The 17,301-nt window shown below is 62.5% G+C and carries 14 protein-coding genes and 1 pseudogene; 4 read left to right on the forward strand and 11 right to left on the reverse strand.

The genetic code is table 11. The features are described from left to right. Window positions 1–67: 67 nt before the first annotated feature. A pseudogene (locus J5I97_RS12340) lies at window positions 68–868 on the forward strand (SDR family NAD(P)-dependent oxidoreductase). Window positions 869–926: 58 nt separating this feature from the next. Here the strand turns inward: J5I97_RS12340 and J5I97_RS12345 are convergent. The 7 genes from J5I97_RS12345 to accD all read right to left on the reverse strand — a co-directional run bounded on the left by J5I97_RS12345 (window position 927) and on the right by accD (window position 8,899). Continuing rightward, entirely contained in the window at window positions 927–1,355 is a 429-nt protein-coding gene (locus tag J5I97_RS12345) for a group I truncated hemoglobin (protein ID WP_002810241.1), read from the reverse strand. Next, a complete protein-coding gene (locus tag J5I97_RS12350; protein WP_208586810.1) occupies window positions 1,355–2,227 on the reverse strand; it encodes a DUF3034 family protein in 873 nt (290 codons plus the stop codon). Before J5I97_RS12350 ends, J5I97_RS12345 begins: the two co-directional genes overlap by 1 nt. Continuing rightward, the gene (locus J5I97_RS12355) at window positions 2,224–4,587 is read right to left on the reverse strand and encodes a putative bifunctional diguanylate cyclase/phosphodiesterase (RefSeq protein WP_208586812.1); all 2,364 of its coding nucleotides are present in this window, start codon (window positions 4,585–4,587) and stop codon (window positions 2,224–2,226) included. Before J5I97_RS12355 ends, J5I97_RS12350 begins: the two co-directional genes overlap by 4 nt. Continuing rightward, window positions 4,584–5,273: a methylamine utilization protein gene (locus J5I97_RS12360; protein ID WP_208586814.1), complete on the reverse strand. Its 690-nt coding sequence runs from the start codon at window positions 5,271–5,273 to the stop codon at window positions 4,584–4,586. The genes J5I97_RS12355 and J5I97_RS12360 overlap by 4 nt, the downstream gene beginning before the upstream one ends. Before the next feature lie 203 nt (window positions 5,274–5,476). After that, complete coding sequence (locus tag J5I97_RS12365) at window positions 5,477–6,415, reverse strand: isopenicillin N synthase family dioxygenase (RefSeq protein ID WP_208586816.1); 939 nt, start codon at window positions 6,413–6,415, stop codon at window positions 5,477–5,479. 125 nt (window positions 6,416–6,540) lie between these two features. Continuing rightward, window positions 6,541–7,890, reverse strand: a complete 1,350-nt coding sequence (glmM, locus tag J5I97_RS12370) for a phosphoglucosamine mutase (RefSeq protein ID WP_208586818.1) — start codon at window positions 7,888–7,890, stop codon at window positions 6,541–6,543. A gap of 124 nt (window positions 7,891–8,014) precedes the next feature. Further along, window positions 8,015–8,899 (reverse strand): acetyl-CoA carboxylase, carboxyltransferase subunit beta, encoded by an 885-nt coding sequence (accD, locus tag J5I97_RS12375; RefSeq protein WP_208586820.1) that lies wholly within the window; start codon window positions 8,897–8,899, stop codon window positions 8,015–8,017. 278 nt (window positions 8,900–9,177) lie between these two features. On the opposite strand from accD, the gene J5I97_RS12380 reads away from it, so the two are divergent. Then, entirely contained in the window at window positions 9,178–9,930 is a 753-nt protein-coding gene (locus tag J5I97_RS12380; protein ID WP_208586821.1) for a hypothetical protein, read from the forward strand. Window positions 9,931–9,942: 12 nt separating this feature from the next. On the opposite strand, the gene trpA is transcribed toward J5I97_RS12380, so the two are convergent. Together trpA and trpB are read right to left on the reverse strand one after the other, a co-directional pair. After that, a complete protein-coding gene (gene trpA / locus J5I97_RS12385) occupies window positions 9,943–10,746 on the reverse strand; it encodes a tryptophan synthase subunit alpha (protein WP_208586822.1) in 804 nt (267 codons plus the stop codon). A gap of 211 nt (window positions 10,747–10,957) precedes the next feature. Beyond that, the gene (gene trpB / locus J5I97_RS12390; protein WP_208586823.1) at window positions 10,958–12,175 is read right to left on the reverse strand and encodes a tryptophan synthase subunit beta; all 1,218 of its coding nucleotides are present in this window, start codon (window positions 12,173–12,175) and stop codon (window positions 10,958–10,960) included. Window positions 12,176–12,280: 105 nt separating this feature from the next. On the opposite strand from trpB, the gene J5I97_RS12395 reads away from it, so the two are divergent. Both J5I97_RS12395 and J5I97_RS12400 read left to right on the forward strand, forming a co-directional pair. Beyond that, window positions 12,281–13,195 (forward strand): LysR family transcriptional regulator, encoded by a 915-nt coding sequence (locus J5I97_RS12395; protein ID WP_208586824.1) that lies wholly within the window; start codon window positions 12,281–12,283, stop codon window positions 13,193–13,195. Window positions 13,196–13,768: 573 nt separating this feature from the next. Continuing rightward, window positions 13,769–15,544, forward strand: a complete 1,776-nt coding sequence (locus J5I97_RS12400) for a hypothetical protein (RefSeq protein ID WP_208586825.1) — start codon at window positions 13,769–13,771, stop codon at window positions 15,542–15,544. A 289-nt stretch (window positions 15,545–15,833) separates the two neighbouring features. On the opposite strand, the gene J5I97_RS12405 is transcribed toward J5I97_RS12400, so the two are convergent. Both J5I97_RS12405 and truA read right to left on the reverse strand, forming a co-directional pair. Then, window positions 15,834–16,502 (reverse strand): phosphoribosylanthranilate isomerase, encoded by a 669-nt coding sequence (locus J5I97_RS12405; RefSeq protein ID WP_208586826.1) that lies wholly within the window; start codon window positions 16,500–16,502, stop codon window positions 15,834–15,836. Then, entirely contained in the window at window positions 16,499–17,272 is a 774-nt protein-coding gene (gene truA / locus J5I97_RS12410) for a tRNA pseudouridine(38-40) synthase TruA (protein WP_208586828.1), read from the reverse strand. Before truA ends, J5I97_RS12405 begins: the two co-directional genes overlap by 4 nt. Between the last annotated feature and the right edge of the window lie 29 nt (window positions 17,273–17,301).

Consider the following 17,301-nt stretch of genomic DNA (forward strand, 5'->3'; position numbering starts at 1 on the left):
TGTCGGCAACCGGCACAATGACTTGTGTACACCGCGCGTCCCATCTCTTACTCAACAGGAACCTGCCATGTCCGTTTCGCCTGTCTTCGCGCTGGTCACCGGTGCTTCCAGTGGCATTGGCCGCGAGATCGCGCGTGCCTACGCCAGGCGTGGCGTGTCGCTGATCCTGACCGCGCGCCGGGTGGACCGGCTGCAAGCGCTGGCTGAGGAATTGGGTGCCAGGGTCCTCGTGAAAGTGCTACCAGCCGACTTGGCCGACCCTGCCGCGGTGGAAGCACTGGTGGCATAGATCCAACGCAATGGCTGGACGGTCGGGACCCTGGTCAACAACGCTGGCTATGGCGTTCCCGGCCGCTACCAGCGCAACGATTGGACAACGCATGCGCGCTTTCTGCAGGTGATGGTGGGCGCGGTGTGCGAGCTGACCTGGCGACTGTTGCCGATGATTCGCGCCAGTGGCCAGGGCTGCATTCTCAACGTAGCCTCGTTTGCCGCGCTGACACCGGGTGCCGATGGACAAACCCTATACGCGGCCAGCAAGAGTTTCATGCTGCGCTTCAGCGAATCGCTGGCGCTGGAAAACGCCGATTGCGCGGTCAAGGTCTGCGCGCTGTGCCCTGGATTTGCGTGGTCGGAATTTCACGACGTGACCGGCACCCGCGCATCGATGACCTCCCTGCCCCGCTGGGTTTGGCTGCAGGCCGATAACGTTGCCGAGTACGGCATCCAAGCACTGGAACGTGGCCAGGTGCTGGCCGTGCCGGGCTGGCGCTATCGGCTGTTCAACGCCGCGCTGCGCATGTTGCCGCATGCCTTTGCGCTACGGCTGATGGCACGCGCATCGCGTCGCGTCCGGCCGCTGAATTGAGCCAGTTAGACATGTCACCTCGCGCACGCGTGACCGCACAACGTGCACGCAGGCGACGTCAATGATTGACAATTTCGCCATGCATGGCCGCCAGACGCTCAAGCAAGCGATTTTGCGTGCGACGAGGGATGTGGCGCTGATCCATCGCCCAGTTCAGATCCTCGACCAATGCGTTGAAGTCGCCTTCGCGAATTGCCAGATGCGCATGCGCCTGTTTCATCGACTTGGCGGTATCCGGGCACGGCCCATCGGCGACATGGCAGAACTTCTGAACCAAGCGCTCGTTGAGCATGACGATGTTGACGCGCGCGAACTTGTCGACGATGCGTTGATCGTCGGCAATGCGCGACAGCATGGTTTCCACCAGCGACTCGATCCCGGCCTGCCCGCCGAGCTCGTCATAGAGCGTCTGGCGCGGTGGCGTGGTGGCGCAGGCACTCATCAGACCCAGCACGCACGACAAAGACCAGCGCAGCCATCGGTTCATCAAAACGCTACCTGCAGGGAAAGATAAGGACCGCTCTGATCGATGAGCGTAGCGACATCGCCAAGATCGGCCCAGGCTGCGGTCAACGACACATGTTTGCTGGGAAACCAGGCAACGAAGGCATCCGCCCAGGCCTGTTCGCCCGCAAAGCCAAGATTATTGGGCTTGTCGCGATATTCAACACCCACCGCCAAGGAGGGCGACAATATGACGGCAGCACTGGCTTCGGCAACCAACCGATAGCTGTTGCGGCGATCGCCACCGAAACCCAGCAAGCCGGTCTGATTGGCGCGCGTTGCCCGTAGCGTGCCATTGAGCAGCAACTGATAACCGCCAGCCCCCTGCAGGAACAATCGACTGGCGCTGATGAAGACATCGGTACCGTGATCGTCGCGCGCACCGATGGCCAAGGGCAGCGTGCCGTCGCGCAGGCGCTTGTACTGCACGCCGAGACTGACTTGAGGCGCGTGCCCGTACACAAGATCACCGTACAGACGCAGCTTGGCGCCGACTACATCCTGGCCGAGCGCATTCCACGGCAGTCCGAGCCGATCCTGCAATGTGCCCAGGTCCAGACGCTGACGCGCAAGCGAGAGTTCCAGCCGATTGCCGACGGTAAGCGCGGCACCCTGCACGTCGAGCCGGTAATCGCCGCTATCCATATGCGTGGCGAACAGCACGGTGCCGAGTTCATCGCGCGTGCCATAGCCGGACAACGTGGCCCAGGGGACGATGCCACCTCCGCTGCTGCCTTCAATCATCGATACGCCGCCAGTGGCGAGCAGACGCCCATCCCCGGCAATTGCGTACGTTGGTGTGCTCACCCCGCCCAATACCGCGGCAACCAGCGCGACGCGTAGGCAGTACTTCATCGTTGCGCTCCTGCATGTGCTGCCGGTGTCATTCCCAGCTGGCGCATGCACCAGGCTACCAGCGGTGCGTCTTCCAACGGCGGCGCGTACAGATAGCCCTGCACCATGTCGCAGCCATAGGTGCGCAACAGCGCCAACGCAGTGGCGTTCTCGACACCTTCGGCGATCACGCTGAGGCCGAGGTTATGGCCTAGATCAATCGTGCTGCGCACAATAAATGCATCGTCGGTGCCTTCGGCCAATTGCATGACGAAGCTCTTGTCGATCTTCAATTCGTTTACCGGCATGCGCTTGAGTTGGGCCAACGAGGAATAGCCAGTGCCGAAGTCATCGATGGACAAGCGCACACCGACACTGCGTAACTGGTGCAACATGTGCAGCGCGGATTCAACATCGCGCATCAAGGAGCTTTCGGTCAATTCCAGCGTGATCGATTGCGCCGGCACTGCGTGTTGTTCCAGACGGTCGCGCACGAAATCGGGCAAGCCAGGGTCGGAGAGGTCGAGTGCGGACAGATTGATCGCCATGCCCAGTTCCAAGCCCTGCTTGCGCCATTGCGCCTGGCAGCGCAGCGCCTCATCCAGCACAAAACGGGTCAGCGGATGGATCACGCCGGAATGCTCGGCAAGCGGAATGAATTCGTCCGGGCCAATCGGGCCGAGCACCGGGTGTTGCCAGCGCACCAGCACTTCCACCTGTTCGACGTGATCGGTGCGCAGACAGATCTTGGGCTGGAAGCGCAAGGTCAGCTCGTTGCCGCCGATCGCCTGACGCAGATCGCCAGTGAGTTGCAAGCGCCGCAGATGCCGCTCGTCCAGGCCCATGCGATACACGCTCACGCCAATGGTGGTTGCATCGCTGACCTGACGCCGTGCGATATCGGCGCGCCGCAACAAGGTGTCCGGATCGGCACCATGCTCGGGAATCAAGGCAATGCCGATGCTGGCTTCGAGCTGGATACGTGCCTGTGGCAATACCAATGGGCGACGCAGTTGCAGCAGCAAGCGCTGCGCGTCCTGCTGCACGCTGGCCGCATCGGCCTGGGTCACCACGACCATGAATTCGTCGCTGCCCAGTCGACCGACCAGGTTCGGCTCCTGCACCACATCGACCAGCCGGCGCCCGGCTTCGACCAGCACTTGGTCGGCGAAGTCGTGGCCCAGGCTGTCGTTGAGTTCCTTGAAGCGCTCCAGATCCAGGATCATCACCGCGGCGGTGCCGCCGGAAGCCACAGTCTGCTCCACCACCTGTTTCAATCGCTCCAGCAACCAGATGCGGTTGGGTAGACCGGTCAAGGCGTCGTGCCGGGCCTGATGCAGGATGTGCTGCTCGCGACTGGCGATCTGTTGCTGCATACGCCCGAAGCTGTCGGCCAGCTCGGCGAGTTCGCGACCGGGCGGCACCTGCACGGCGGTGTCGTAATCGCCACGCTGGATGCGTCGCGCCGCCTGCACCAATTGCGCGACCGGCTTGCTGACGCTGCGTGCCAGGAAAATCGCCACGCCCAGTGCCGCGGCGGTGGCCAGCCCAGCAAGCAGCAAGATGCGCAGTTTGAGGGTGCGATACGGTGCGACCGCGCGATCCAGCGATGCCTGCAAGGCAACCCGCACGTGGCCGCCTTGGATCGACTGCAGCTTGACCAGATAGCGCGACTGACCCAACGTCAATGGGATAGAAGCAGCGTGCACCTTCTCCGCACTGGGCAATTGCTGAGCGAACTCTGCAAGCGCGGCCGGTTCCAACGTTGATGCCAGCACGCGCACGGGCGGGCCGTCGGTAAAGAAGGTTGCATCCAACCCGGTGGTACTGCGGAAATCTTGCGCAAGACCATCGCCGGACTCGTTGCCGATCGCGATCCAACCCACGCGGCTCGGCGCGAGCACCTGCACCACCGCCAACCGCACAATGTGCTGATCCAACGCAACCACACCCACCGCGCGCCCATCAAGCTGCGCCTGCTGCAACAAGGCCTGCACCGCACGCAATTGTTCGGCTTGCGGCACATCGGCCAACCCGGTCAAAAATTCGCCATCCGGCGACAACAGTACTGCGGTCTGCGCCGACATGCGCGCGGCATGGTTGCGCAATGCCGATTGCATGGTCGGCACATCGCCACTGGCCACCGCCGCACGAAAGCCAAAATCATCCGCCAGCACCGAAGCCGACTGCATTAGCTGCTCATCGCGCCGCACATTGATGCGTTGCCAGACGCGCTCGCCGATCTGCAGTTCTTCGCCGAGCTGTACCTTGACGCTGCGCTCGGTCGCCAGTTGCACTGCGATGAAAGTCAACGCCTGCGTTGCCAGCACGACCAGAACCAGCAAAGCAGCGATGCGCGTATGCAGGCGCATCGCCTTCATGGATGCGTCTTCTTCGGATCGGCGCGGCGGAATTTATCCTGCAGCGCCCGCGCGCGCTCGTCCGAAGGCGCAGCTGCCGGCGCAGCGCCGGTGGTCTGCAAGGTCACTCGGCGTTGCACTGCAGCGCGCGCAAGCACCAACGGTTCGGTCGTCGCAGCGCCCTTGATGCGTGGATGCCAGACCCGCAGCGTGTAGTTGCCCGCGGGCGCCTCAAGTTGCACTCGACCAGCGCTGCCGGTCTTGCCGAAGTAGGGCGTCTCCAGTACCACGATATAGCCCAGCATCCAGTCGTGGATATTGCAGCCGACCGTCACCAGGCCGGCCTGATCAAAGCGAATCGACGCAGCCATGGTGCCCTGAAATAGGGGCAATTCGAAACGTTTGGCCGGAGAGAATGAATAGACTTGATGGCGAATCTGATCTCTATTCGGAAAGCGCACTAATGTTCCGGCGCGCACCACCAGCACGGCGGGCACGAACTGCGAATTGATCTGATCCATCTCGGCAGTCTTGGATACGCTGGCGGCGACAGGACGCGCCGGCTCCAAGCTCACCACAGCATCGACCAGTAAGCCATCGGCATCGGCCACGGTGACACTGACAGACGTCGCAGCCACGGACCCCGCAACGGCATACGCCAATAGCAGAGGGACCACACTTACCCATTTGAACCATCGCGTCCGCATGCGCCCCCACCTTGTGCAATCGGCAGCGGGCGTCAGGCAAGTCCGACGTCGCGCTAGCGATCAGACTGGATTATCGGCACAAGTGAACGCAAGCTTTAACCAGACGCGAGCGGAAATTTGCGAACGAAAGTGTGGCGCCCGTCCTTGCTCATGTTGCGAACGCGGCTATTCGAAGCGCGCGGTGATTGCTGACGAGCGCTGAATTATTTCAGCTTAATCTCGCGCAACCGCTCTTCCAGGAAGTCATGCGCGGTGATCGACTCGGGGTATCGACTGGGGTTTTCGGCGGTGATGCACAAGGGCAGCACGTCGATCAGAAAATCCGGGTTGGGGTGCAGGAAGAACGGCACCGAATAACGCGGCTTGCGCGCTGCTTCGCCCGGCGGATTGACCACGCGATGGATGGTGGACGGGTACACATGGTTGGTCAGGCGTTGCAGCATGTCGCCGATATTGACCACGATGGTGTCGGCATCCGCTGTGAATGGCACCCACTCGCCATCGTTGGAACGCACTTCCAGGCCGGCGGCGCTGGCACCGACCAACAAGGTGATGAAGTTGATGTCGCCATGCGCACCGGCACGCACGTTGGGAATGTCGTCGCTGATGATCGGCGGATAATGGATAGGCCGCAGGATCGAATTGCCGTTGTTGGTCTTGTCGACAAAATAGTCTTGCGGCAGGCCGATGTGCAGCGCCAGCGCCGACAACACGCGCGAGCCGAGTTGATCGAGCTGCTGATACAGACGGTAGCCGCGCTCTCGGAAACCAGGCACTTCCTCAGGCCACAAATTCGGCGGCATCACCGCGCGGTGGGGCGAATCATCCGGAATTTCGCGGCCGATGTGCCAGAACTCTTTCAGGTCGAAGTGCTTGGAATTCTTGGCGGTCTCCACACCGAACGCGGTATAGCCGCGTGCACCACCACTGCCTTCCATGTGATAGCGGCGCTTGAGGGCTTCCGGCAGCGCGAAGAACGCTTTGAACACCGCGTAGGCCGCATCGACGTCGGCCTGCACGATGCCGTGATTGCGGATGCCGGCAAAGCCCCACTGCCGATAGGCCGCCCCGATCGCGGCGACGAAGGCGTCGCGATCGCTGTCGAAACGGCTGATGTCCAGGGTCGGGATGCGGGCGCTCATACGGACATCTGCAGTCGAACTCGAAAAGGTCGAGAGAAACACCTGCTGCTCAGATCAGCAGGCGATACAACAGGTAAAACGTCGCGGCCTTCGCAAAGACCACGCAGATGCCGATGATCACCGACTCACGTCGCGTCACGCACAGCTCCGGAGAGTCGGTCGAGGGTGTCCTGCATCAGGCCGGTGTCGTCGGCTTCCACGGTCACGCGCACCACCGCCTCGGTGCCGGACGGACGCAGAAACGCGCGGCCACGGCCCTGCACAGCGGCTTGCGCCTGCTGCAGCGCTTGCTGCACGCCTGCTGCTTCTACAATGGCCTTTGCCGCGCCGCCGTCGAGGCGCACGTTGACGGTTTTCTGCGGCACCTTGCTCAGACCGCTCAACGCTTCGCGCAGGCTTTGTCCATCGCGGCCCAGCGCTTGGAGCACTTGCAACGCGCTGACGATGCCGTCGCCGGTGGTGGCACGATCCAGGCACAGCAGATGGCCGGAGGTTTCTCCGCCCAGCGTGCCGCCGCCTTCGACCAAGGCCTGGTGCACATAGCGGTCGCCAACCTTTGCGCGCTGAAACGGAATATTCGATGCGGCCAGCGCCTGTTCCAGGCCGTAGTTGGTCATCAACGTGCCGACCACGGTGCCGGTGAGCCGACCGCTAGCCTGCCATGAGCGAGCCAACACATATAGCAGGTCGTCGCCATCGACCGGATTACCCTGGTCGTCGGCCATCAGCACGCGGTCGCCGTCGCCATCGAAGGCGATACCCAGGTGCGCGCCACTCTCGCGGACCTGGGCGGCAAGATTATCGATATGCGTGGAGCCGACACCGGCATTGATATTGAGACCGTCCGGCGCAGCGCCGATGACCATCACCTCGGCACCCAGCTCGCGGAACAGCATCGGTGCGATGTGATAGGTCGCGCCATGCGCGCAATCGAGCACCATCTTCAAGCCATGTAAGGTGAACCCACGTGCCACGCTGGCCTTGCAGAATTCGATATAACGGCCGATGGCATCACGGGTGCGGATCGCCTTGCCCAGACGCTCGGACTCCACGGTGTGGAACGGCTCATCCAACGCGGCTTCGATGGCCGCTTCGGTCGCGTCGTCGAGCTTCTCGCCTTCTGCCGAGAAGAACTTGATGCCGTTGTCGTAATGCGGATTGTGCGAGGCGCTGATCACCACGCCAGCGTGGGCGCGCAGCGTATTGGTCAGAAACGCGATGGCAGGGGTCGGCATCGGGCCGATCAGTTGCACGTCGGCACCTGCGGCGACCAGGCCGGCTTCCAAGGCTGCTTCGAACATGTAGCCGGAAATGCGTGTGTCCTTGCCGATCAAAACCAGCGGCCGCTTGCGGCGCCCCTGAGTGAGCACACGACCGAGCGCATTGCCCAGACGCAGCACGAAATCGGCCGAGATCACGCCCTGCCCCACCCGACCGCGGATGCCGTCGGTTCCGAAATACTTACGGCCGCTCATAGAGCCGGGACCCGGAACCCGGGACCGAGGAGCAACCGCTGGACACGGAAAGCATCACCCGGCAAAACGCGTCTTCGCCGGGTCCCCGGTCGCGGGTTCCGGTTCCAACCGCCAACTACTACCGTCACGCCGCATCCTCCTGCGGATGCGGCTGACGCATCATCATCGCGGTCAGATCGGCGATGCGGTCGCGCATGTCGCGGCGGTCGCAGATCTGATCGATGGCGCCGTGATCGAGCAGGAACTCCGAGCGCTGAAAGCCTTCCGGCAGCGTTTCGCGCACGGTCTGTTCGATCACGCGCGGGCCGGCGAAGCCGATTAGCGCATGCGGCTCGGCGATGTTGATATCGCCCAGCATCGCGAACGAGGCTGATACGCCACCGGTGGTGGGATGGGTCAGCACCGAGATGTACGGCAGGCCCGCTTCGCGCAGGCGGCCGAGCGCGGCGGAGGTCTTGGCCATCTGCATCAGCGAGAACAGGCCTTCCTGCATGCGTGCACCGCCACTGGCGGAGAAGCACACGAACGGGCAGCCGACCTCTAGCGCCACTTCGGCTGCACGCGCAAAGCGCTCGCCGACCACCGAGCCCATCGAGCCGCCCATGAAGGCGAAATCGAAGGCGGCGGCGACCAGCGGGTTGCCCTTGAGCGTGCCGCGCATGGCGATCAATGCGTCGTACTCGCCGCTGGCCTTCTGGCTGGCCTTGATACGCTCGCCGTAGCGCTTCTGGTCCTTGAACTTGAGCACGTCGACCGGGCCCAGCTGGGCGGCGATCTCGGTGGTCGGGGCATCCACATCGAACAACGCGGCCAGGCGCGCGCGGGCGCGGATCGCCATGTGGTGGTCGCATTTCGGACACACCTCCAGGTTTTCCTCGAGCTCGGGGCCGTACAGCGCGCTGCCGCAATTGCTGCACTTTTCCCACAGCCCCTCGGGGACGCTGCGCTTCTTGGCCGGGGTGTTCTCGGTGCGGATGCCGGAGGGCATCAATTTGCTGAGCCAGCTCATTCGATTCCGTAAAAGCACCCCCTATGGGGCATCAGAATGCGGAGTGTAAACCAGCCCGGCGCCCGACGCTTTCGCGGACCTACGCAGCGAAACACCAGCAAGATAGTCGAGCGGACAGCCGCACATCGGCACAGGCTTTTACAAGCAGCACGATTATGGTAAAGGGAACTGGCACCCAGGGATCGTGGCTGGAGTGCTCCAGCAGCCATACGCCTACTTAAATGCGCATCGCCCAAACGAAACAAGCCCCTAGAAACCTCAGTGAACAAGGATCGATCATGAAAACACCGGCATGCATTGCAGCTCTCTTACTCCTGGTCTCCGTTATCGGTAGCAGCCAAGCCCAAGTAAAGATGTGCGGAACCGAGACCAGTGCACCGCTTCCAAGCAAGACGACGTCGCACATCAATCCAGATGGCTCGATGACAATAAGGGTGCCTACTGGCTGGTTCATGTTTACCCAGGAAAAAGGTGTCTGGGCAATCAGTCCGACCGCCGTCCTGACCTGCGCATGTCCTGGAGGATCTGGATGCAGCCCCACGTTACTTCCCAATGGTCAGACTTTCTGTGCAATGAGCTCTGACTGCACACAATGCAACCGTGGTGGAAGCACAGCGATGTACCCGGTTCGGCAGGATCAAATAGGTGCGACCTTTGCCAGTGCTGACGAAGTCAGAAGCTTGCCGCGGATCGATGCACGCCTGCTGTCGGTCCCCGACGTCAGAAAGGATCTACTTGCATTCAAAAAGACCCTGGGCATTCCGGTGGACGCCAGCGGGCGCGATGCGGTGTGGATCCGTCTGTATGGTTATGTCGCACCGATGGATGTCCCCGATGGCTATCAGATCCCCATGACTGGCTCTGCAACTGAGAATATGGCACTAGGCTTGCTGGCAAGCCAATCCATTCAGGTCCCTTCTGCCGCAGTGAAATGTAGTTGCAGTAGCGGCGGAAGTTGCAAGCTTGAGTCCAATTTCGGGGTCAAGGTATGCAATGCAGCCGCGTGCGCAACCTGCAGCATCACGTATTGATCGTAGCGCGCATCAGCGATCCAGTGCCTGGCGGAGTGGGGTCAGGAACGCCTTGGCGTATTCGCTGGCGGTGCGGACGTCCGGGGCTTCGGCCAGGGCGGCGACCAGGGCGCTGCCGACGACTACACCGTCGGCATCCACGGCCATTGCGGCGGCGCTGACCGAGTCCTTGATGCCAAAACCGGCCACCACCGGGGCGCCGGCACGCCGGCGCAGCTGGCGCAGCCGGTCGCCTGCCGCGTGGGTGTCGAGCAGATTCGAAGCGCCGGTGACGCCGGCGAAGCTGACGTAATACAGATACCCCTGGGCGCTGCTGCACAGCATGTCCAGACGCTGCTCGCTGGTGGTCGGCGAGGCCAGCGCGATCAACGCCAGGCCGACCTCGGTGAAGATGGCGCGGGTCTCGGCGGCCTCTTCTGGCGGCAGGTCGACCAGCAGCAAGCCGTCCACGCCAGCAGCGACGGCGGCCTCGGCAAAGCGCCGCGTGCCGTGGATCTCGATCGGATTGAGGTAGCCCATCAGCACCACCGGGGTGGTGGCGTCTTCGCGGCGGAATTCGTGCACCGCTTCCAGTACATAGGCCAGGCCGGCACTACGGCCCAGCGCGCGTTCGGAGCTGCGCTGGATGGTGGGGCCGTCGGCCATCGGGTCAGAAAACGGCACGCCGAGTTCGATCACGTCGGCACCGGCGCGCACCAGCGCGTGCATCACCGGGACGGTGGCTTCCAGCGAGGGATCGCCGGCAGTGATGAAGGGGATGAGCGCCTTGCGGCCATCGGCACGCAAACGTTGGAAGGTTTCGTCGATACGACGCATTGAAAGACCTTGAAGAAGTTAGCTGCGGTACGACCGCATCAATGGATGTCCTGGTACATGGCTGCGGGCAGTTCGGTCAACGCCTGGGCGTCAATCTCCAGGTCGAACTGTCCAGGCACAACAACCGCAACCGTTGTTTTCCGGGCAACCGCGGATCTGTGGTGCCCTGGTTGATCCGCCAGGGCGCTCACAGTGACGTGTCGCAGCGGCGTCAGACTCGCACGCCTTCGCGCTCGGCGATGGTGTGCATGTCCTTGTCGCCACGGCCGGACAAGTTGCACAGGATCAACGCGTCCTTAGGCAGCTCGCGGGCGAGCTTGATCGACTGCGCCACCGCATGGCTGGATTCGAGCGCGGCCAGAATGCCCTCGGTATGCGCCAGCAGATGGAACGCGGCCATCGCCTCGTCGTCGGTGATGCCCTGGTAGACCGCGCGACCGCTGTCGGACAGGAACGAATGCTCCGGACCGACGCCCGGGTAATCCAGGCCGGCGGAGATCGAATGGGTCTCGGTGATCTGGCCGTCGTCGTCGCAGATCACATAGGTGCGGTTGCCGTGCAGCACACCGGGGCGACCGGCCGCGATCGAGGCAGCATGGCGACCGGTGGCGATACCGTCGCCGGCCGCTTCGGCGCCATAGATCTTGACGCCCGGGTCGTTGAGGAAGGCATGGAACAAGCCGATCGCATTGCTGCCGCCGCCGACGCAGGCACTGAGCGCATCCGGCAGACGGCCGTAGTCTTCCAGCATCTGCGCGCGCGCTTCGCGGCCGACAATCGCGTTGAAGTCGCGCACCATGCGCGGATACGGATCCGGGCCGGCGACGGTGCCGATGATGTAGAAGGTGTCCTGCACATTGGTGACCCAGTCGCGCATCGCTTCGTTGAGCGCGTCCTTGAGCGTGGCCGAGCCGGAGGTCACCGGCACTACCGTCGCGCCGAGCAGCTTCATGCGGTAGACGTTGATCTTCTGCCGTTCGATATCGGTGGCGCCCATGTAGACCACGCACTCCAGGCCCAGCCGCGCAGCGACCGTGGCGCTGGCCACACCATGCTGGCCGGCGCCGGTCTCGGCGATGATCCGGGTCTTGCCCATGCGGCTGGCCAGCAAGGCCTGGCCGATGGTGTTGTTGATCTTGTGCGCGCCGGTGTGGTTGAGGTCTTCGCGCTTGAGCAGGATCTGCGCGCCCCCCACTTCGCGGCTCAGGCGCTCGGCGTGATAAATCGGGCTGGGCCGGCCGACGTAGTGCTTGAGATCCTTGTCGTATTCGGCAATGAAGGAAGGATCCTGGCGCGCCTGATCGTAAGCGGCAGCCAGTTCCTGCAACGGGCCGATCAAGGTCTCGGCAACGAACCGGCCGCCGAATTTGCCGAAATGGCCGGTAGCATCCGGATAGGCATGAAAGTCACTGATGGGCTGGGCCGACATGGAATCCTCTGCAGCAATGCGCTCGTATAAGGACCGCCACTTTAGCGTAGCCATGACGAGCCATACATCGATAAGATTGCTGCAATCTGTGATCTGGAGTCACACGTGAGCGTATTGCTTCCTCCATTAGCAGCGCTGCGCGCCTTCGAAGCGGCTGCGCGCCTGCAGAGCGTCAGCCGGGCCGCGCAGGAACTACACGTGACCCATGGCGCTATCAGCCGGCATATCCGCACGCTCGAGCAATCGCTGGGTGCTGCATTGTTCGCAAAGCAGGGGCGCGGTCTGGTGCTGACCGCTGCAGGCACCCGACTGCGCGAGGCCAGCAGCGAAGCGTTCTCCTTGCTTGGCAGCGCCTGGGCCGAGCTACGCCAGCGCCGCGGCGATGCGCCGCTGGTGCTGGGCTGCTCCGGCAGCGTGCTGGCGCGCTGGGTCATCCCGCGCTTGGCCAGGCTGAACATGGATCTGCCGGACATCCGCTTGCACCTGGTCGCTCAGGAGGAAGACCCGGATGAAGCGCTTTCGGGCTTGGACGCGGCAATGCTGTTGGCGACATCGCCCTGGCCCGGCGATTGGCACTTGCATACGCTGGACGATGAGCGCATCGGACCGGTCCTCAGTCCGCGCCACCCGCTGGCAGCGACATTGCAACACGCACCGCCGCAGGCATTGCGCAACGCGCCTTTACTGCAAGTGCGGTCGCGGCCGCAGGCATGGTCGCAATGGGCGCAGCAGGCGGGCATGGAGTTGCCTGATAGCGCATTCGCCGCGGAATTCGAGCATTTGTACTATCTACTCGAAGCGGCAAACGCCGGGCTGGGCATCGCGATTGCACCGCAGCCACTGGTCTCGGAAGACATCGTAGCAGGCCGACTGCTGGCACCGTGGGGCTTTTTGGCGACTGGCGGCAAGTGGTTGCTGGCGAGCCCACGCCGCGGTAAGGACGCGCGCGTGGATCGGCTAGCGCAGTGGTTGAAACACGCTCTGGAGTCTCCTGCGCAACCCGACACCCAGGGAGGCTGAGTGCGCGTTGCGCATTCCTGATACGCAAGCTCGCACCAGGCCAACGGTCCGGCCGCGACGATGCCTACAAGCATGCGCGCATCGTTCTGCACGATGCACGCAATGCGAGAGAATGACGTCCGTGCGACTCCTATTAAGCAAATTTCGGCCCATTTACTTTCCAGTCGCTTCGGTTATGTATGCATCAATTCGTTGCAACGCATAAGCTGATAAAAAAATCTCCCAAAATCCAAGCGGCATATGCTGATTACGAATCGAAATAAGCAGTCGAACCTATATCCAAGCCGCAAGCAGGAACCGCAACTTGCTGGCCGTTCTTTGATGCATTTGCGCGATGCAGCGAGCGCCTGCCAAGCAGGCTTGGCGCGACGATGACGGAGGGACTGCCTTGGGCTTTATTGCGCCCGCTGCACGGAATTATCCGCGGATCGATCGGAGGAGCATTCAACCGATGCAGCATTACTCCGGCACGTCAGCCGGATAAGTCCGCAACCAGGCAGATGCAGCGGACTTCGTACTCACATCGCATGGTGCCGGAGCCGAGCACATGCACCATGCGCCACCATCGTCGGCGTGGCCGACGTACCGATCGGAGCTGAAATGCCTACGAAAGCACAACATTCGAAAACGTTGCGATCTTTTCTCAGCTCGCCTCCGGAAAATATGTATGGCAACGAAGACCAGATCAACATAGCGGCCAACACCGCAGAACACTTTCCGGCCGCAACACCGGGATTTGGCGGATTGCCGAGCACCCGCCCTCCGCGCAGGCCGGCATCTCGCGGCGAACCCGGCTCTCCCGGTCACATCACGCAGCCGTCCCCGGAGACGCCCACGACAATCGATCTAGAAACCGGCCAACGCTCTTTACCGCCGCCCTCGCCGACGCAAGCGCAAGACAGCACCAGCAGCATTCAGCAAAAAAGCAGACAACTCGCAGCGCGCACAGGAGCTTTGGCGTACAGGACTGGAACCGCTTGCCGTAACGGTATTCAAAAGTGCGGCGAAGAGATAGCCAGCCAATCCAAAAATGCGGCGCAGAGCGTCCATGACAAACTCTTCGCAGGCATGAATCACACCTCGCAGAGCCTTCTGGTAGCAGCCGATTCGATAAAGACCATGGCCCAGGATTTGCTGCTGGACCGGCTACCCAGCCGTACCGCTTTGGGAGCCTACGCCGGCCACTCCCTGCAGCAACTGGCGACCTGCGGCATTCCCACCTTCACACGCGAAGTCACGATGTTGAACATCTACAGACTCCTGGCGAATTCCAAATTCGCCAAGGAAAATCCGTTCGCCATCGTCGGCATGCAGAGCGTGGTGTCGATGATGGCGATCCTGGCGCATGCCAAAGTGCGTCAACCACGCATGCGACGCGACCAGATCGCTGCGGTTAAAGGCCATTTCGGTCTGAGCGATGCGCAATGGGACGCTCTGCCCGAAGCGGAAAAAACCGAAAAAAAGGCGATTCAGCGCGCCGATTCGCGCCGCGTGACCGCCAATCAGGTCATCGCCGAAGGCGGATTTCTGACGATGACTTCGTTAGCTGCAGCAGCGGGCGATTGCACGATTCCCACTCAAGTACTAGCGATTCAGCTGCGCAACATCGTCTATGCGGGAATGCGCGAACTCATGCAGGCCAGCGTCAAACTGGTAGCCACCCGAGGACCGTCGACCAGCGGCGTCAATGACCACAACATGAGTGCAATGGCCACCGCTTACTCGCTCACCACATTGTTGTCCACATCCGCCGCCAATTTGGCGGGTGAAAGCATCAAGTCGAGTCTAGAACTGCGGATGCCGGGGCACACGAGTGAATTTGGAGAATTCGCCGCGATTGCCGCGGTGCGGGCGCTCTTCAATAGTGCCGTGGAAGTAGTAGACGCGTCATTGGCCAAGCACTACGAGACCAAGCAGGTCGGCGGGGAACAAATCTTCAACGTCGGCGACAAGCTGCCGATGACCGACCACGATCGCGTGCTGGACCACTCTATCGCGCGTTTTTCGTGGAATCAGTTGGCCGGCATGATCAATCTCGCGATGCAGAACGTTGCCATGTCCAGCAAGTTGGCAGAGCGAAACCCGTCAGCCTCAGCTTTCCTATACGCCACATCCACGGCCGCGTCGTACGGGCTCTCTTATCGCAACACGAACCAGACCTATCAGGCACACGCCAGGGTGCGCAGTGCGGTGGCAGCGCAACGCCAAGGGGGCGCTCTGGAGGCAATTGTCACACCGCCGGAAGCCGTTGCGCCCAGCAGTGGACAGTGGGCGCGGAGTCAGCCGGATCAGACACCTGCTGCCAAAATACAGGAGATTGGCAGCTCCTCGACGACGATCAGTGAGTGAATTGAGCCCACCGCTCGGATAGACCATGCTGGCGGATGCCAACCGGAACGCGTGGGCGAATCGCAGCACTGCGAGAACTAGCGCACGAATGCATTGCAATACACGTTCTGCAGCGCCCCGTAACGAAACCGGCATGGCGCCCGGCTGCAGCTTCGCGCGGGCACCGGCCTTGGGAGCTTTAGCGTCGGACGCAACCTGGCCCGATGTCGAACAGGCCCAGGCTTTGCCTCGCGTCAACGCGCCGCGCAGACGATGCCGCGAAGTGCATGGCAATCGGCTATCGGCTGGATCAGCTCATTTCGTGGCAGTCAGCGCGGCGCACTTCCTCGACGAACTTGCGCATCTTGTGGCCGTCCTTGATGCCCGGCGCCAGCTCCACGCCGCTGGACACATCCACGCCCCACGGCAACGTCGCCACGATCGCGTCGAACACGTTTTCGTCGGTGATACCGCCAGCCAGCAGAAATGGGCGATGCAGACCGGTCGGCAAGCGCGACCAGTCGAAGGTCTTGCCGGTGCCGCCGCCTGCGCCGGGCGCATGGCTGTCGAACAGGAAGCCGGCGGTATTGGGATAAGCGAGCTGCAAGGTACGCGCGTTAGCATCTTCGCCGTTCACGCCAGCGCTGCCCATCGGCACCGCCTTGAGGTAAGGCAAGTTGAAACTACGGCAGAACGCGTCGTCTTCCTCGCCATGAAACTGCAGCAAGGTTGGGCGCACGGTGCGCACAACTTCGCGCACTTCTTCCTTTAAGTTGTTGCGGAACAACGCCACCACATCGACCATCGGCGCGGTGGCCTGGCGCATTGCGCGCGCCTCGGCCGGTGCCACGCGCCGCGGGCTGCCGTGCGCAAAGATGAAACCCACCGCGTCCACACCCAGCTCGCCGGCCAGTCGGATATCACCAGCTCGGGTCATGCCACAGAACTTGATACGGGTGCGGTACAGCGATCGATTCATTGGGTCACCTCAGCGGGCAGATGCAACTCTGCAGGATACAGAGGTCCGATAAATACCAGGCCTTGTGGCGGCGCTGTCGGTCCGGCCATAGTGCGGTCGCGTCCGGCGAGCAACGTCGCGATCCAGTCGGCCGGCTGCTCGCCGGTACCGACCAAAATCAGCGAACCAACAATATTCCGCACCATGTGATGAAGGAATGCATTGGCCTGCACTTGCACCTCTACCACCTCGCCGAGGCGCTGCACGGTGATGGCCTGCAGGTTGCGGCGCGCATGCAACGCCTGGCACTGCACACTACGAAATGCGCTGAAGTCGTTCTCGCCCAGCAAGGCCTGCGCTGCGATATGCATGGCATCGGCATCGAGTGAGCGGCGCTCCCAGCTCAAGGTCTGCCGATACAGCGCCGGGCGTATCTGACGATTGAGCAGGCGATAGCGATAACGTCGCGCGCGCGCGGAAAACCGCGCATGAAAGTCGGCGGGCGCCGGCACGCACCAGCGCACCGCGATCGAAGGCGGCAGGCGCGCGGTGGTGCCGAGCATCCAGCCGCGCGGTTCGCGGCACGCATCGCTGTCGAAATGCACCACCTGGCATTGGCCATGCACGCCGGCATCGGTGCGGCCTGCGCAAACCACTTGCACCGGTGCGTCAGCCACCGAGGACAACGCCGCCTGCAGGCTGGCCTGCACGCTCGGCCCGCCATGGGCGCCCAACTGCTGCCAGCCCTGAAACTCGCTGCCGTCATACTCCACGCCCAGAGCGTAACGCATCGCTACCTGCCTGTTGTTGAATCGATTGA

Origin of the sequence: Xanthomonas fragariae (assembly GCF_017603965.1) — a bacterium.
GTDB classification, from domain to species: domain Bacteria; phylum Pseudomonadota; class Gammaproteobacteria; order Xanthomonadales; family Xanthomonadaceae; genus Xanthomonas; species Xanthomonas fragariae_A.

Excerpts from the sequence above, each read along its gene's own strand:
- trpA (WP_208586822.1), bottom strand. The coding sequence starts at position 10,746 with ATGCGTCGTATCGACGAAACCTTCCAACGTTTGCGTGCCGATGGCCGC.
- J5I97_RS12380 (WP_208586821.1), top strand. The coding sequence starts at position 9,178 with ATGAAAACACCGGCATGCATTGCAGCTCTCTTACTCCTGGTCTCCGTT.
- truA (WP_208586828.1), bottom strand. The coding sequence starts at position 17,272 with ATGCGTTACGCTCTGGGCGTGGAGTATGACGGCAGCGAGTTTCAGGGC.
- J5I97_RS12365 (WP_208586816.1), bottom strand. The coding sequence starts at position 6,415 with ATGAGCGCCCGCATCCCGACCCTGGACATCAGCCGTTTCGACAGCGAT.
- J5I97_RS12355 (WP_208586812.1), bottom strand. The coding sequence starts at position 4,587 with ATGAAGGCGATGCGCCTGCATACGCGCATCGCTGCTTTGCTGGTTCTG.
- J5I97_RS12350 (WP_208586810.1), bottom strand. The coding sequence starts at position 2,227 with ATGAAGTACTGCCTACGCGTCGCGCTGGTTGCCGCGGTATTGGGCGGG.
- J5I97_RS12345 (WP_002810241.1), bottom strand. The coding sequence starts at position 1,355 with ATGAACCGATGGCTGCGCTGGTCTTTGTCGTGCGTGCTGGGTCTGATG.
- J5I97_RS12405 (WP_208586826.1), bottom strand. The coding sequence starts at position 16,502 with ATGAATCGATCGCTGTACCGCACCCGTATCAAGTTCTGTGGCATGACC.
- J5I97_RS12360 (WP_208586814.1), bottom strand. The coding sequence starts at position 5,273 with ATGCGGACGCGATGGTTCAAATGGGTAAGTGTGGTCCCTCTGCTATTG.
- glmM (WP_208586818.1), bottom strand. The coding sequence starts at position 7,890 with ATGAGCGGCCGTAAGTATTTCGGAACCGACGGCATCCGCGGTCGGGTG.
- trpB (WP_208586823.1), bottom strand. The coding sequence starts at position 12,175 with ATGTCGGCCCAGCCCATCAGTGACTTTCATGCCTATCCGGATGCTACC.
- accD (WP_208586820.1), bottom strand. The coding sequence starts at position 8,899 with ATGAGCTGGCTCAGCAAATTGATGCCCTCCGGCATCCGCACCGAGAAC.